The organism is Pseudomonas sp. GL_091, assembly GCF_057837725.1.
The window spans coordinates 6,100,457-6,114,360 of record NZ_CM174451.1 but is presented as its reverse complement, the minus strand read 5'-3'; the positions used below and the strand labels follow the sequence as shown (position 1 = coordinate 6,114,360).

At 59.8% G+C, this 13,904-nt stretch carries 16 protein-coding genes, 1 pseudogene and 1 riboswitch; of the genes and pseudogenes, 8 read left to right on the top strand and 9 right to left on the bottom strand.

Annotation, left to right across the window (positions count from 1 at the left end):
- Positions 1-91: 91 nt before the first annotated feature.
- Entirely contained in the window at positions 92-577 is a 486-nt protein-coding gene (locus AC3ITY_RS27785) for a hypothetical protein (protein WP_489306150.1), read from the top strand.
- 63 nt (positions 578-640) lie between these two features.
- Positions 641-928, top strand: coding sequence for a PA4642 family protein (locus tag AC3ITY_RS27780; protein ID WP_223454751.1), 288 nt, complete (start codon positions 641-643; stop codon positions 926-928).
- An 83-nt stretch (positions 929-1,011) separates the two neighbouring features.
- Here AC3ITY_RS27780 and mqo read toward each other — a convergent pair whose 3' ends face one another.
- Both mqo and AC3ITY_RS27770 read right to left on the bottom strand, forming a co-directional pair.
- Positions 1,012-2,520 (bottom strand): malate dehydrogenase (quinone), encoded by a 1,509-nt coding sequence (gene mqo, locus AC3ITY_RS27775; protein WP_489306149.1) that lies wholly within the window; start codon positions 2,518-2,520, stop codon positions 1,012-1,014.
- 737 nt (positions 2,521-3,257) lie between these two features.
- Positions 3,258-3,497, bottom strand: a complete 240-nt coding sequence (locus AC3ITY_RS27770; RefSeq protein WP_223454755.1) for a hypothetical protein — start codon at positions 3,495-3,497, stop codon at positions 3,258-3,260.
- A 204-nt stretch (positions 3,498-3,701) separates the two neighbouring features.
- Between AC3ITY_RS27770 and AC3ITY_RS27765 the strand changes: the two genes are divergently transcribed.
- Positions 3,702-4,286: a YajG family lipoprotein gene (locus AC3ITY_RS27765; protein ID WP_007973847.1), complete on the top strand. Its 585-nt coding sequence runs from the start codon at positions 3,702-3,704 to the stop codon at positions 4,284-4,286.
- A 110-nt stretch (positions 4,287-4,396) separates the two neighbouring features.
- On the opposite strand, the gene AC3ITY_RS27760 is transcribed toward AC3ITY_RS27765, so the two are convergent.
- Positions 4,397-4,603, bottom strand: a complete 207-nt coding sequence (locus AC3ITY_RS27760; protein ID WP_085724026.1) for a hypothetical protein — start codon at positions 4,601-4,603, stop codon at positions 4,397-4,399.
- Between the two features lie 190 nt (positions 4,604-4,793).
- On the opposite strand from AC3ITY_RS27760, the gene AC3ITY_RS27755 reads away from it, so the two are divergent.
- Entirely contained in the window at positions 4,794-5,072 is a 279-nt protein-coding gene (locus AC3ITY_RS27755; protein ID WP_007979321.1) for a hypothetical protein, read from the top strand.
- Between the two features lie 76 nt (positions 5,073-5,148).
- On the opposite strand, the gene AC3ITY_RS27750 is transcribed toward AC3ITY_RS27755, so the two are convergent.
- A complete protein-coding gene (locus AC3ITY_RS27750; protein ID WP_489306147.1) occupies positions 5,149-6,315 on the bottom strand; it encodes a 1-acyl-sn-glycerol-3-phosphate acyltransferase in 1,167 nt (388 codons plus the stop codon).
- 139 nt (positions 6,316-6,454) lie between these two features.
- Between AC3ITY_RS27750 and AC3ITY_RS27745 the strand changes: the two genes are divergently transcribed.
- The 3 genes from AC3ITY_RS27745 to AC3ITY_RS27735 are packed head-to-tail and all read left to right on the top strand — an operon-like array spanning position 6,455 to position 7,566.
- Entirely contained in the window at positions 6,455-6,637 is a 183-nt protein-coding gene (locus AC3ITY_RS27745; RefSeq protein WP_053159662.1) for a CPXCG motif-containing cysteine-rich protein, read from the top strand.
- Between the two features lie 9 nt (positions 6,638-6,646).
- Positions 6,647-6,907, top strand: coding sequence for a putative signal transducing protein (locus tag AC3ITY_RS27740; protein WP_008045983.1), 261 nt, complete (start codon positions 6,647-6,649; stop codon positions 6,905-6,907).
- 35 nt (positions 6,908-6,942) lie between these two features.
- Entirely contained in the window at positions 6,943-7,566 is a 624-nt protein-coding gene (locus AC3ITY_RS27735) for an SOS response-associated peptidase (protein WP_489306146.1), read from the top strand.
- A 161-nt stretch (positions 7,567-7,727) separates the two neighbouring features.
- Here AC3ITY_RS27735 and AC3ITY_RS27730 read toward each other — a convergent pair whose 3' ends face one another.
- Positions 7,728-8,471 (bottom strand): methyl-accepting chemotaxis protein, encoded by a 744-nt coding sequence (locus tag AC3ITY_RS27730; protein ID WP_413787378.1) that lies wholly within the window; start codon positions 8,469-8,471, stop codon positions 7,728-7,730.
- 111 nt (positions 8,472-8,582) lie between these two features.
- Positions 8,583-8,780, bottom strand: a pseudogene (locus tag AC3ITY_RS27725) (HAMP domain-containing protein); the annotation flags it as partial.
- 1,359 nt (positions 8,781-10,139) lie between these two features.
- Between AC3ITY_RS27725 and AC3ITY_RS27720 the strand changes: the two are divergent.
- On the top strand, positions 10,140-10,958 hold the full coding sequence (locus AC3ITY_RS27720; protein ID WP_489306144.1) for a M48 family metallopeptidase: 819 nt from the start codon (positions 10,140-10,142) through the stop codon (positions 10,956-10,958).
- Between the two features lie 68 nt (positions 10,959-11,026).
- On the opposite strand, the gene AC3ITY_RS27715 is transcribed toward AC3ITY_RS27720, so the two are convergent.
- The 3 genes from AC3ITY_RS27715 to AC3ITY_RS27705 form a co-directional block, all read right to left on the bottom strand.
- A complete protein-coding gene (locus AC3ITY_RS27715; RefSeq protein ID WP_046818984.1) occupies positions 11,027-11,611 on the bottom strand; it encodes a TMEM165/GDT1 family protein in 585 nt (194 codons plus the stop codon).
- A gap of 89 nt (positions 11,612-11,700) precedes the next feature.
- A riboswitch (yybP-ykoY riboswitch) is annotated at positions 11,701-11,825 on the bottom strand.
- Positions 11,826-11,864: 39 nt separating this feature from the next.
- A complete protein-coding gene (locus tag AC3ITY_RS27710) occupies positions 11,865-12,863 on the bottom strand; it encodes a methyltransferase (RefSeq protein WP_008045980.1) in 999 nt (332 codons plus the stop codon).
- Between the two features lie 33 nt (positions 12,864-12,896).
- The gene (locus AC3ITY_RS27705) at positions 12,897-13,862 is read right to left on the bottom strand and encodes a 2-hydroxyacid dehydrogenase (protein ID WP_489306143.1); all 966 of its coding nucleotides are present in this window, start codon (positions 13,860-13,862) and stop codon (positions 12,897-12,899) included.
- Positions 13,863-13,904: the final 42 nt, after the last annotated feature.

Here is a 13,904-nt window from a genome sequence, read left to right as displayed (position 1 = left end):
CTTGCTCGCGATGGTCTGTCAGGTACATTGGCGTCGTCTGACACACCATCGCGAGCAAGCTCGCTCCTACATCCGCCCACCGGAGCCTGTCATGAGCCGTTCGATCCGCAGCTGCGCCGCCCTGTTGCTGGCCCTCAGCCTGCCCCTGGCCGCCGCGCCGGCGCCCATGCATGCACAGTTCCTGCCGCCCGATGACCTGACCCTGCGTGACAGCGAACCCGAACAGCAACAGTTGCTGCAGGTTACCGAGTACTCGGTGGTGGTCGGCAGTCAGCGTCAGTCCAATCAACAGCCGATTCCGGTCACGTCACCGCTGATGATTCGGCTCAAGGGCAAATCCCTGAACAAGGGTGCCACCATCAGTCAGGTACTGGTCAACTTCGATGGTGAAAGCAAAAGCCTGAAAAAGCCGGTTTACGATGTGCCGAGCAAGACCCTGACCCTCTATTACCCGCTGGCGCAATACCGGGTGGTGATCGACTTGTTGCGCAATGACACGGTGTATTGCCAGTTTCTCAGCTACGCCAATGGCCATGTCTGGGCCGATCTGCACACTGGCAGCACTCGTCCGCGTTGAGCCCTGTGCCTGCGCGGGGGTAAACTGCCCGCCCCGTGAAATGTCTGCGAGCTGGAGTCGGCAATGCGTAAAGATAAAAAACAAGTGATTGGTGACGAGATCGGCGATGAGCAGATCAAGTTGTTCCTCGATTTCGAACCGGTCGACGCGACTTCTCCGTCCCTGCACAAACTGGTCAAGGCCTACCGTGGCCTGCGCATTGACGATTTCGCGCGCTTTCTGACGTTCTTCGTCGAAGCGGGTTACGACGTGAATGGCAAGGATGAGCACGGCAATAATTTCATTGCCCTGATCAAGGATCAGCGCAATGCGGCGGATTACATCGAGCTGATTGAAAAGGCTCGCGGCTGATCCCTCGCCACAAATATGGTTTCGCCGGCCATAAAAAAACGCCCCGCTCTCGATGAGAACGGGGCGTTTTTCATGGAGCCGAATCAAGCGTAGCTTTCGGTCTCGCTGCTGGCTTCAATCAGTTCCAGGGCAATGTTGTTCTGCGTGTTGATCTTGCGATACAGCGCAGCGTCGGTTTCCAGGACCTTTTCCCGGGCCGGGAAAATTTCGGCCAATTTGGTGGCCCATTCGCCCTTGGCTTTGCCCGGGAAGCATTTTTCGATCAGCTCAAGCATGATCGAAACGGTCACCGAGGCACCTGGCGAAGCGCCGAGTAGTGCCGCCAGGGAACCGTCCTTGGCCGCCACCAGTTCGGTACCGAATTGCAGGATGCCGCCTTTCTTCGGGTCTTTCTTGATGATCTGTACCCGTTGGCCGGCCACTTCCAGGCGCCAGTCTTCAGCTTTCGCCTCAGGGTAGAAGCGACGCAGGGACTCCAGGCGCTGCTCCATCGACTGCATCACTTCGCTGACCAGGTACTTGGTCAGGTCCATGTTGTTTTTTGCCACGGACAGCATCGGCCCGATGTTGCCGGCGCGAACCGACATCGGCAGGTCCATGAAGGAGCCATGCTTGAGGAACTTGGTGGTGAAGCCGGCGTATGGTCCGAACAGCAGGGACTTCTTGCCTTCCACCACGCGGGTGTCCAGGTGCGGCACGGACATTGGTGGCGAGCCGACGGCAGCCTGGCTGTAGACCTTGGCCTGGTGGTGCTTGACCACTTCCGGGTTGTCGCAACGCAGCCACTGGCCGCTGATCGGGAAGCCGCCAAAGCCTTTGCTTTCTTCGATGCCCGAAGCCTGCAGCAGCGGCAGTGCTGCACCGCCCGCGCCGAGGAAGACGAATTTGGCGTCGACTTCACGGGTGTTGCCGCTGTTGACGTCCTTGATGCTGACGGTCCAGCCGCCGTTGCTGCGCTTGAGGCCGGTCACGCGCTTGCAGTACTTGACCTGGGCATCGGGTGCGCTGGTCAGGTGCTTGAGCAACTGATTGGTCAGGGCGCCGAAGTTGACGTCGGTGCCATTGATCACGCGGGTCGCGGCGAGGTTTTCGCCAGGATCGCGGCCAGGCATCATCAGCGGCATCCACTCGGCCATTTTGGCCTTGTCTTCGGTGTATTCCATATCCGCGAAGGCGTGGTGCTTGCTCAGCACCTTGAAGCGTTCCTTGAGGAAGGACACGCCGTTGTCGCCCTGCACGAAGCTCAGGTGTGGCACCGGGCTGATAAACGATTTGCACGAGCCGAACGTGCCTTTTTTGGTCAGGTACGACCAGAACTGCTTCGACACCTCGAACTGGGTGTTGATGTGCACGGCTTTCTTGATGTCGACGGCGCCATTGGCGGCCTGCGGCGTGTAGTTGAGCTCACACAGCCCGGCGTGACCGGTACCGGCATTGTTCCACGGGTTGGAACTCTCCGCGGCACCGGAATCCATCAGCTCGACGACTTCCAGCTTGATCGCGGGGTCGAGCTCTTTGAGCAGTACTGCAAGGGTGGCACTCATGATGCCGGCCCCAACCAGTACTACGTCGACTGCTTCGTTATGCGCCATTTAACGCGTCTCCAAAATCTGCAGCACCAAATTGTCGGCATGGCTGCCAGGAGTGACGGGGCGTGTCAGTGTTGCCCCAGGTACCCATGGCAGGATCGCCATGTCCGAATCTTCGCAATTTATCGCAACTTCGACGGACGCTACCTGCCGGGCCTATGAGCCATATGAACTCATTTCAGCGCGCGGGAGGCAATTCGACTTATGGTCGATACATCCGTTTGTGCAACCAAATCCGTAGCGGACAGGCTTCAGGCTCCGGTGTTCGAGGAATACTCGGTCCTGTGTCGTTGGGCTGTTGTAGACGCTAATGGTGCATGTTCAGACGCAAAACTATTCATTTGCTCGCCACACTCTTGTGAAGTTGTGAAAACCCGTTTTTTTCACGCTCTTTTGAAGACGTGAACCTCAAAAAGGGCTGTCCCAGCCTGGCACCGTGCCCGGATGGATTGCCGCCATGGGATACAGGGCAGGCAAAACGGGCAAACAGCTCAGTGACCGAGCGTAATGACAGCTCTGCAGATTCGCGAAAAGTGGAGGTTTTGCTCAACAAAACAGCAAGCGCGCCAGCTTCACTCGATCTGTGTGGGCGGCTCTCTGTGGGCGGTGCGGGGTGTCAATACAAGCGCATTGACGATGCTGCGAGGCCCGATCAGGAGACGTCCTTATAATCGGGGGGAGATTGTATCTAAGAAACGCAGGGAAATGGTCGTGTTTAATGACTTTTATTAGGTGTTTGGTCAGGTCGTCATCAGTTGCTGTGCACGCGAGCGTGGCTGTAGCTGCTGCGAAACGACCCGGGCGCCGGCAGGCAGCGGTTGATTCAGCCAGTTCAGGCGGATCTCTTCGATTTCAACCCAGCCATCGCCCATGGGCTGGAGACTGCACTGCTTGAAGGCCTGGCAGTGGCCGTTGCGGTCGAGCAGGGCGAAGCAGCGATGCAGTGGGCGTGGCGCGAACAGAGAGATCAGATGGCGCATGGTGAAGTACCGTGTGAGTGACTACTGAGAAGATAGCCTGCAGGCCATTACGTGCAAGTGTATGAGTGGTGACAACTGTGTGACAGGAACCGCATTGCCTGGGGGGTGTCAGAGATTTCATCAAACACTGTGAGGTGCTGGTTACCCGCAGTGGCGCACCGCTATACTGCCGGCCTGTTTGTGCCTGATTCTGGAGAGAAGAGCATGTTGCAACGCCTGTTGTTCGGTTTGATCACTGTGACCAGTTTGACTCTGGTTGGCTGCGCCCACAGCCCGCAACAACTGAGCCCGGAACCCAAGCTGACCGCCCAGTTGGCCCCGGTCGGCCATGGCCAGCCCGTCGTGGTGCGTGTAGTGGACGGTCGCCCGTCGCCGACGCTGGGCACCCGTGGTGGTCTGTACCCGGAGACCAGCGCGATCACCGTGCAGGGCGCGCAGATCCTGCCGAAGCTGCAGGCCCAGGCTGAAGCCGCCGTGCGTCTGTTGGGCTTTACCCCGACGAACAATGCCATGAATGCACCGCAACTGACCGTGACCCTGGCAGAGTTGAAGTACCAGTCGCCCAAGGAAGGCATGTACGTGACCGAAGCCACCATCGGCGCGACGTTCCGCTCCGATGTACAGAATGCCAACCGTCGCTACAGCGGCCGTTATGGTTCGTCCCTGGACCAGCGCTTCGGTATGGCGCCGAACCAGGAAACCAACACCAAGCTGGTCAGCGATGTGCTGAGCGATGCGTTGACCCGCCTGTTCAAGGACCCGACCGTGGGTCAGATTCTCGGCGAGTAAGCTTAGCTGGATGCGAAAAAGCCCGGTGCCAGCGATGGTCCCGGGCTTTTTTATGACTGCACACCGATCAATTGTGGGAGCGAGCTTGCTCCCACAGGGGATCAGTGGTGTCAGGCGGCCTGTGAGTAAAAATCCAGCACGCTCACACCGGTCAGCAAATCTGTTTCCGGCAAATCCGCATGTTGATGCCCGCCCAAGGCGCAATACACCAACCAATGGCGGTCTTGAACGTTGAAGGCGAGGCTGCCGACGAGGGCTTGTTGTTCTTCGCTGGGGGTGATGAGGTAAAGACGATCCTGGTTTTCGGCGTGGAGCATGACGTGGTCCCTGTCGGTTTCGAGGCGCGTATGGTCGCCGATACAGATGACGAAGCCGTGACTCAGGACAGCCATTGATCAATTGCTTCGTTATTTGTCGGAAACAGAGGGCAGGCGCGCAGGCTTTCGGTAGAATCCGCGCCGCGGTCGCCGGTCCGGCACCTGCCACCTGATTTACCTGAGGTTTGTGATGTCGCTGCACTTGATGACGCTGTTTACCGCCCATCCCGCCAAATTGATCAATCTGCTGGCCTTGCTCTTTGCCTTCCCGGGCGGCTGGTTGCTGCACGCCACCCGTCGTCGCGAACTGCGCGCGATGGCCAGCTTGCAGGCGCAGCGCCAGAGCAGCCCCAACGTAGAGCCCACGCTGGACTGGGCGACCTTACGCATGAACCGGTTTTTCTACATCTTCGGTTTTGCCTGCATGGGGATGGCGCTGCTGGTGTCGTGGATCAGTACTCAGGTTTGAATAACCGCAAACCTGTGGTGAACAGATACAAAAGCGGCGCCTCAAGGGCGCCGTTTTCACATTTGGCCGAAACCGCTTACAGCGGCAACCCTGCCTTCACCCGGTACTGATTGCGTACCGGCGTCGCATATTGCAGCACCAGGAATGGACGATGCTCTTCAGGGCAGGCGTCCAGGCGGCGTTGCCATTCTTCCTGGGCTTTGACCAACTCCTCGGCCGGGAACACTTCGGCGGCTTTCGGCACCTGCAACTGCGGATCAGCAACTTTCCACTGTGCATAAGCCAGGTAGTGCACCGGGAACAAGCGGTATCCGCTGAGGATTTGCCTGTCCATCTCGACCGCCAATTGCTTGGTGTCTTCGAACTGCTCGGTGATCGGCGCGGCAAAGTTCACATGCACCCGGCCTTTGTAACCGGTGATGCCCTTGGCAATGCTCACGTCATCCTCGCCCGGTACCTTGGTGTAGCTGCCGGTGGTGGCACGGATGTAAAGCTCGCGGGCCTTGGCCTGATCGCACGGGTCGTACTCGTAGCTGATCGACACCGGGGTCAGGTTCAGCGACTGAATGACTTCGCCGAACGGCTCGTCCTTGCGGCTCATGTGGAACATCTTGAGGATCGCCGATTCGGTACGGTCGTCACCGTCCTTGGCGCGGCCTTCGGCCTGGGCGATCCAGATCGAGGCGCAATCGTTGCGGATCGAATGGTTGATGTACGCCGACAACAGTTGATAAGCCGCCATTTTCTCCCGGCGTCCGCTGATCGAGCGGTGCACGATGAAGCTCTTGTTCAGGCGCATCAGGTCGCTGACGAAAGGCTTTTGCAGCAGGTTGTCGCCAATGGCGATGCGCGGGGTCGGCAGGCCGGCGTGGTACACGGCATAGTTGACGAAGGCCGGGTCCATCACGATGTCGCGGTGGTTGGCGATGAACAGGTAGGCGCTGCCGGACTTGAATTGCTCCACCCCGGTATAGGTAACACCGTCGGTGGCGCGCTCGATGGTATGGTCGACGTAATGCTCGACTTTGTCCTGTAACGTGGCCACGGAGGTAATGCCGGCAAACTCACGGCGCAACCGATGGGCTATAAGAGGTTTGAGTGCCCAGCCTAAAGCGCCGGCGAAACGCGGGAAGCGAAAGTGGGTGAGGATATCTAGAAACGCCTTGTCTCCGAGCAGTCGTGCCAGCACTGCCGGGACTTCACTGTCGTCGTAAGGTCGGATGGCATCGAATTCGCCCATCATGCTCTCTTGTTAGAAACGGCTAGGGTAAGTAAAGGTTTTGATCGAAAACCGGCGGGGCACGGTCTGAAAAAGTAGCCAGACAAAAATAGCCCTGCAAATAGACCGGCGATTATACGCACAAGTCACCTGGGAGACCGCGATGCTGGAAACTGCGCAATATGAATGTCCGTATTGTGGTGAGGAAGTCGAGACGACGCTGGATTTGTCCGGTGGCGATCAGACCTATATTGAAGACTGTCAGGTGTGCTGCCGGCCGATAACCTTCGTGTTGCAGGTTCATGAAGAAGAATGGCATCTCGAAGTGTTCAGCGAAAACGAGTGAGGGGCGTGTATGCAGCGCATCTACGATCCGGAAAACCTGATGGAAGGCGAGTTGCTGCAAGGCATGCTCGCCAGCGAGGGTATCGAGGCGCATCTGGTGGGCCGTGATTTGCTCGGGGGCAGCGGCGAGTTGCCGATCTATGGCCTGCTCGGGCTGTCGGTCGAGAACGACCAGGCTGCATACGCCCGTGAGCTGATCACCGCGTACAATGCCGCGCTGCCGCTGTCCGGCGATGAACCGGACAGCTTTCCCGGCACGCTGGTCTGTTAGGCTGGCGTTCGTTTGATCAAGAGCCGTGTTGCCCCATGTGTGGACGTTATGCCCTGTTTCGCTGGAACCCCGCCTTCGCGGCGCTGCCCGGTTTTCCCGCCGACCAGCAGGCGCAGTGGAACATTTCCCCCAATGATTCGGTGTTGATGCTGCGGGCCGAGCCTGACGGTCAACGCACGCTGGCCCGCGCCCGCTGGGGTTTGACGCCACCCTGGCTGACCGATCTGTCCCGCACCCCGGCCCACGCCCGCGCCGAAACCGTTGCCGAACAGCCAATGTTTCGCCAGGCCTTGCGCGAGCGCCGCTGCCTGTTGCCGGCCAATGGTTTCTACGAATGGCGCGGCACGACGCGCAAGCGCCCGTACTGGCTGACACCGGGGGAGGGCTCGTCATTATTTTTTGCGGCGATCTGGGAAGCGTATCCGGTACAGGAACAGGTTTGGCTCAGTACCGCCGTGATTACCCAGCCGGCGGCGAGCCAGCGGCGGCCATTGATCCTTGACGAGGTGGGGCAGGCCGCGTGGCTGGATCCCGAGACGCCGTTGCATGCATTGCAAGCCTTGCTGGCCAGTGAGCCTGCCGCATTGCGCGAGCGGGTGCTGGCCAATATGGTGAATGATCCGAAGCTCAATGGGCCGGAGTGTTTGACGCCGGGTTGAGTTTTTTGGTGTCAGTGCTGGCCCCTTCGCGAGCAAGTCGGATCGCCGCACCGCCGCTCCCACACTGGAACTCTGTCGTACACATATTCTGTGTTCACTGAAGATCAAATATGGGAGCGGCGGTGCGGCGATCCGACTTGCTCGCGAAGAGGGCCTGAAGGTCAAACCCTGAACTGATTGATCAACCGCCGCTGCTGCTCAGCCAGCTTGGTCAGATCCGCACTGGCCGCACTCGACTCATCCGCACCACCGGCCACTTCATTGGCCACCTGCCCGATGTTGATCACATTGCGATTGATGTCGTCCGCTACCGCACTCTGCTCTTCGGCCGCGCTGGCAATCTGGGTGTTCATGTCGTTGATCACCGACACCGCCTGAGTAATGGTTTCCAGCGCTTCGGCTGCCTTGGCCGCGTGCTGCACGCTTTCGTCCGTGCGGTTCTGGCTGTCCTCCATGACCCGCACCACATCCCGCGTGCCTTGTTGCAGCTGCTGAATCATGGTCTGGATTTCTTCGGTGGCCTTTTGCGTCTTCTGCGCCAGGTTACGCACCTCGTCGGCCACCACGGCAAAACCTCGGCCCTGTTCTCCGGCACGGGCGGCTTCGATGGCTGCGTTCAGGGCCAGCAGGTTGGTCTGCTCGGCGATTCCGCGAATGGCGGTAAGGATGGCGTTGATGTTTTCGCTGTCCTTGGCCAGGGTTTGCACCACGCCGACGGCCCGGCCGATCTCAACGGCGAGGGCGCCAATCGAGTTCGAGGTGTCGCGTACAATCTGCATGCCCTGGCTGGCGGCCTGATCGGCATGGCTGGCGGCCTGTGCGGCCTGGGTCGCATTGCGCGCCACGTCCTGGGCGGTGGCGGTCATTTCCTGCACGGCGGTGGCCACCTGATCGATCTCGGCCATTTGTTTGTGTACACCGGTGTTGGTGCGGATGGCGATGTCGGCGGTGTGTTCCGACGAATCGCTGACGCTCTGCACCGACGTCACCACCTGGGTGATCATCGCCTGCAACTTGGCCAGGAAAGTATTGAAGCCCTTGGCGATCGAACCCAGCTCATCGGCACGGTCGCTGGTCAGGCGCCGGGTAAGGTCGCCTTCGCCCTGGGCGATATCGTCGAGCATGGCCACCATCTGTTTGAGCGGACGGGCGATGCCGTGACCCACCAGCCAGATCACCAGCAAACCGATACCGGCAATCACCAGGCCGACCATTGCCATGCCGAAGGTGTCGGATTTGCGCTGGGCGTCCAGGTCGGCCTGGAGTTTTTGCAGGTCGGCCATGACCGCATTCAGCGGCAACTGCAGCATAAGGGTCCAGCGGGCGTCGGTCTGGCCGATGCCGAACGGCAGGTACAGCTCGATCCGGCCCTGGGCCTTGTCGACGGTGTAGGTGACTTCGCCGCGCTTGAGATTGGCCATGTTGGCGATCTGTTTGCTGTCGAGGATGTCGCTGACCTTCTCGCCGAATTTGCTCGGATCCTTGGTGTAGGCAACGATCCGGCCATTGCCGCCGATCAGGGCCATTTCACCGGCACCGCTGTAGAGTTTCTGGTTGGCGCCCAGAAGCATTTCCTGGATGAAGTTCACCGACAGGTCAGCGCCGACGATGCCCTGGAAGGCACCGTTGAGCATGATCGGCTCAATGAAGGAGGCGAGCATGACGATTTTGTCGCCGACCTTATATGGCGCCGGATCGATCACGCAGGATTTCCTGGTTTCTTTCGAACACAGGTAGTACTCGCTGGCGCGTACGCCAGTGGACAGGGTTTTCTGGTCGTCGACGTCCACCAGCTTGTCCAGGCCCAGGGTGCCGTCGTCGTTGCGGAACCACCAGGGCAGGAAACGCCCGTTGGCGGCGTCGATGCCGACCACTTGGGTGCCGACGTAGGCCGCGTCGTTGTGATCCAGTGCGTCTTTTTCCCAACCGATGTAGGTGCCGAGGATTTTCGGGTTCTTGACCACGTTTTCCTTGATCAGGTCGATCAATTGCTCGCGGCTGAGGCTCAGCGCAGGCTGGCCATCGGCCCCCGGTGTGCCGATCAGGGCGTTGACCCGCACCAGCCCACCGGCAATCAGCAGCGGCGCTTCGAGCTCACGCTGGATCTGGCTGACCTGGGTTTGCGCCAGGGACGTCAGACGTTGTTCGATGACTTGCTCGAATTGCGCCTGGGTCCGCTCCTGGACCATATCTTGGGTCCGCGCGCCGGAGAACAGCGCGTACACCACCAGCGCTGCCACGACACTAAGGACAATGGAGCCGGCTAGGGCCGCCACGGAAAACTGGATCGACTTGAATTTCATGGGGGCTCCGCACGGGAAAAGACGTCTGCCCAGGTGTATCGGCAGGGTGGCGGGCGGGCATGAGCGCGGGCAGCTGAAATGACTGTTTTTGCGTGCCGGATGTCGTAATTGAATCAATGCGCACGTGATGGGCTGCGGGTTGTCGCTGTATGTGAATTTTTTTTACGGCGATGAGAGCTTTGTCCGAATTGTGCGTCTTACGTCCATTGTATCTGGCGTCGATATATTTCCACGCCTAGGATACGCGGCATGTTTTCTGGGAGTTTTTTGATGAACAAGATTTTGGTTGTCAGTGCGCTGGGCGCAGCGCTTTTGCTCAGCGGTTGCCAGTCGGTCAATACCACCAGTGGCGGCGCTGTAGGCGTTGAGCGCAAGCAGTACATGTTCAGCATGTTGTCCGCGCAAGAGGTCGACCAGATGTACGCCCAGTCCTATCAGAAGACGGTGGGCGAAGCTTCCAGCAAAGGTGTGCTGGACAAGACCAGCAATGAAGCCAGGCGGGTTCAGGTGATTGCCGACCGGCTGATTGCCCAGGCGCCGAACTTCCGTCCGGACGCGGCCCAGTGGAAGTGGGAAGTCAACCTGATCAAGAGCGATGAACTCAACGCCAACTGCGGCCCTGGCGGCAAGATCATCTTTTACACCGGGCTGATCGATACCCTGCAACTGACCGACGATGAAATCGCCGCGATCATGGGTCATGAAATCGCCCACGCCCTGCGCGAGCACGGTCGTGAAGCGATGTCCAAGGCTTACGGCATCGAAATGGCCAAGCAGGGCGCCGGTGCCTTGTTGGGATTGGGGCAGGACACCATGGCCCTGGCCGATACCGTGGCCAACTACGGCATGACCTTGCCCAACAGCCGCGCCAATGAAAACGAAGCGGACCTGATCGGCCTGGAGCTGGCGGCCCGCGCCGGTTACAACCCGAATGCCGCGATCACCCTGTGGAACAAGATGAGCAAGGTCTCGGAAGGTGCGCCACCGGAGTTCATGAGCACTCACCCGGCGTCGTCGAGCCGTATCGCTGCGTTGCAGGCGGCGATTCCGAGGGTCATGCCTTTGTATGAGCAGGCCAAGAAGTCTTGATCTGCATGCAATGACACTTGTGGCGATCCGACAAGCCCCCTCGCCACAGATTGATTTCAGTACCCTCGTCAAACCCACCCGCTGCTCTGCATCGCCTTGTACACAGCGACAATCGCCAGGATGAAGAACGCCGACGCCGCCAGTCGACGGATCAGGGTCAAGGGCAACTTGTCCGCGGCAAAGTTACCCGCCAGAACCACCGGTACGTTGGCAATCAGCATGCCGAGGGTGGTGCCGATGATCACCAGCCAAAGCTCTGGATACTGGGCCGCGAGCATTACGGTAGCGATCTGAGTTTTGTCGCCGATTTCCGCCAGGAAGAACGCGATCAGCGTGGTCAGGAACGGCCCGAACTTGCGGGCGGTGCTGGCTTCGTCGTCATCCATCTTGTCCGGGACCAGGGTCCACAGCGCCGTGGCGGCGAAGCTTGCGGCGAGGATCCAGTGCAGCATCGTATCCGAGAAGAAACTGCCAACCCAGGCACCGACTGCACCGGCGGCTGCGTGGTTGGCCAGGGTCGCGGCGATGATGCCGGCGATGATCGGCCAGGGTTTTCGGAAACGGGCAGCGAGAATGAGCGCGAGCAGTTGCGTCTTGTCGCCGATTTCGGCCAAGGCAACGATTGCGGTAGGTACGAGTAGTGAATCCAGCATCAGGGGTTTTCCTAAGGGGCGGGTCGACACGGCTATGACACGTACAGCCTTCCCGCCCCGGGTAAGGTGTTCGTGTCATAGGTCTTGTCAAACCCTGCGATCCATCTGATGTGGATGCTTGGGTCGCATGCGCCATGGTCTGAGGACCAAGTATGTTGACGCATGCCGGACGAGCGTGGCGCTCGTGGGAGACTACTCCCCTAGGACGGAGCGGATTCTGCCTAGGCAAAATCCATTCGGCAAGTAAAAATTTTTATCCGCGCTTGGCTCGGTAGATTCTGAAACCCTGTCCTTCGGCCTTGATCGCACACACGCCAAGATGCTCTTCGATCAACGGTTGATACTTCAGGAAACTGTTCGCTACCAAGCGCAGTTCGCCACCGTTTTTCAGATGTTTAGCCGCTTTTCGCAGCAAATTTTCCGTTGCGAAATAGTCGGTGTGCACGCCGACATGGAACGGCGGATTGCTCAGGATCGCACTCAAACCCATCGGCGCGGCATCGATTCCGTCACCGGTAATCACCTCGGCTTCCAGACCATTGGCAGCCAGGGTCAGACGACTGCTGGCAGCGGCAAAGGCATCCACATCCAGCAACGTGACCTGGTTGTGCGGGTAACGACGTTTCACCGCCGCGCCCAGAACCCCGGCGCCGCAACCGAAATCGAGCAAGTGACCGCTAGGCAGTTTGTCCAGATGCTCCAGCAGCAGGGCACTGCCGCGATCCAGGCGACCATGGCTGAACACCCCAGGCAGGCTGATGACCTTCAACGGGCCTTCGGCCAGCGGCAGTTCGTAAGTCTGCGCCAGGCTTTCCAGCGGTTTGGCTTCAGGTGCGTTGGCCACGGTGACCAGCCAGAGCTGGCAGTGGCGCGCGCTGTCGAGTTTGCGTGGCTTGCCGAACGGATTGAGTTGTTTGGCGGCACCTTCGATGCCGCTTTTTTTCTCGCCGACCAGGTACAGCTCGCGGCCGGCCAGCCGCGAGGCGAGGGCGTTGAGAATGTAATCGGTCAGGTCCTTGGCCTTGGGCAGAAAGACCACCGCTGTATCGAACTCGCGCTCGGGCGCATTCACGCCAAAATGGCTGCGCTCGGCGAAGCGGGCGTCCAGCGCGGCCTGATCGCCGGCGTGCCAGCACCAGCCATGAGCTTCGGGCAGGCGGCCCAGCAAGTCGTCGGCGGGCAAACCGGCCAACAACACCGAACCCTGGAATAACTCGGCCTGACGAAGCAGTACTTCACTGCGCGGATCCATAACTGCTCCCGTGGAAAAAAGTGCCGCAGTTTATCAACTGACGACTCGCAGCGCCTTACCGCTGAAGTATCCCAGTGCGTTTTCGCTCACTTGGCCAACGATTCGCTGGCGTGCCTCGCGGCTGCCCCAAGCGTTGTGCGGGGTGACGATCAGGCGCGGGATGTCGTGGGCCAGCAGCGGATTGCCGTTGACGGGAGGCTCGACGCTCAGCACGTCAGTGGCGGCGCCGCCCAGATGCCCGTTGCGCAAGGTGTCGGCCAGCGCCTGTTCGTCGATCAGGCCTCCGCGGGCGGTGTTGACCACGAACGCGCCGGGCTTCATTGAGGCCAGTTCGCGGGCACCAATGAAGTGGCGAGTGTGTTCGTTGAGCGGGCAGTGCAGGGTCAGGGCATCGACCTGTGGCAACAGTTCATCCAGTGGCAGGCGGTCCGGCCGGGCAGGGCGTCCGGGAATTTGCCCCAGCAGAACGCGCATGCCGAAGGCTTCAGCCAGCCGTGCGACCGCGCCGCCCAATTCGCCATGTCCCAGCAGACCAAGGGTTTTGCCTTCGAGTTCGACAATCGGGTAATCCAGCAAACAGAACTGTTTGGCCTGCTGCCAGCGGCCTTCGCCGACGGCTTTTTGATAATCGGCCAGGCGCGTGGCCAGGTTGAGCAGCAACATGATCGTGTGCTGCGCCACCGACGGCGTGCCGTAACCCTGACAGTTGCACACAGTAATCCCGTGGGCGCGGGCGGCGGCGAGATCGACGTTGTTGGTGCCGGTGGCGGTGATCAGGATCAGCTTGAGATCAGGGCTGGCGGCCATGGCGGCGGCATCGATCAGGATCTTGTTACTGATGGCGACGGTGGCACCTTTGAGGTGTTCGATGACTTGATCGGGCAAGGTCTGGGCGAACAGCTGCAAATCGCTGAAACAACTGCGCAGCGGGTCGAGGTCAAGGTCGCCGAGGTCCAGGGACGGGTGGTCGAGGAATACGGCGCGGCGAGTGTTCGTCATCAACTGTACCTTTTGTGCAATGAACTGAAGGCGTAATCTGCC

Coding starts and splice junctions, on each gene's coding strand:
- AC3ITY_RS27740 (WP_008045983.1), top strand. CDS start 6,647: ATGCAGCGCATCTACGATCCGGAAAACCTGATGGAAGGCGAGTTGCTG.
- AC3ITY_RS27715 (WP_046818984.1), bottom strand. CDS start 11,611: ATGCTGGATTCACTACTCGTACCTACCGCAATCGTTGCCTTGGCCGAA.
- AC3ITY_RS27765 (WP_007973847.1), top strand. CDS start 3,702: ATGTTGCAACGCCTGTTGTTCGGTTTGATCACTGTGACCAGTTTGACT.
- AC3ITY_RS27760 (WP_085724026.1), bottom strand. CDS start 4,603: ATGCTCCACGCCGAAAACCAGGATCGTCTTTACCTCATCACCCCCAGC.
- AC3ITY_RS27735 (WP_489306146.1), top strand. CDS start 6,943: ATGTGTGGACGTTATGCCCTGTTTCGCTGGAACCCCGCCTTCGCGGCG.
- AC3ITY_RS27750 (WP_489306147.1), bottom strand. CDS start 6,315: ATGATGGGCGAATTCGATGCCATCCGACCTTACGACGACAGTGAAGTC.
- AC3ITY_RS27720 (WP_489306144.1), top strand. CDS start 10,140: ATGAACAAGATTTTGGTTGTCAGTGCGCTGGGCGCAGCGCTTTTGCTC.
- AC3ITY_RS27755 (WP_007979321.1), top strand. CDS start 4,794: ATGTCGCTGCACTTGATGACGCTGTTTACCGCCCATCCCGCCAAATTG.
- AC3ITY_RS27770 (WP_223454755.1), bottom strand. CDS start 3,497: ATGCGCCATCTGATCTCTCTGTTCGCGCCACGCCCACTGCATCGCTGC.
- mqo (WP_489306149.1), bottom strand. CDS start 2,520: ATGGCGCATAACGAAGCAGTCGACGTAGTACTGGTTGGGGCCGGCATC.
- AC3ITY_RS27705 (WP_489306143.1), bottom strand. CDS start 13,862: ATGACGAACACTCGCCGCGCCGTATTCCTCGACCACCCGTCCCTGGAC.
- AC3ITY_RS27710 (WP_008045980.1), bottom strand. CDS start 12,863: ATGGATCCGCGCAGTGAAGTACTGCTTCGTCAGGCCGAGTTATTCCAG.
- AC3ITY_RS27785 (WP_489306150.1), top strand. CDS start 92: ATGAGCCGTTCGATCCGCAGCTGCGCCGCCCTGTTGCTGGCCCTCAGC.
- AC3ITY_RS27780 (WP_223454751.1), top strand. CDS start 641: ATGCGTAAAGATAAAAAACAAGTGATTGGTGACGAGATCGGCGATGAG.
- AC3ITY_RS27730 (WP_413787378.1), bottom strand. CDS start 8,471: ATGGCCGAGATCGATCAGGTGGCCACCGCCGTGCAGGAAATGACCGCC.
- AC3ITY_RS27745 (WP_053159662.1), top strand. CDS start 6,455: ATGCTGGAAACTGCGCAATATGAATGTCCGTATTGTGGTGAGGAAGTC.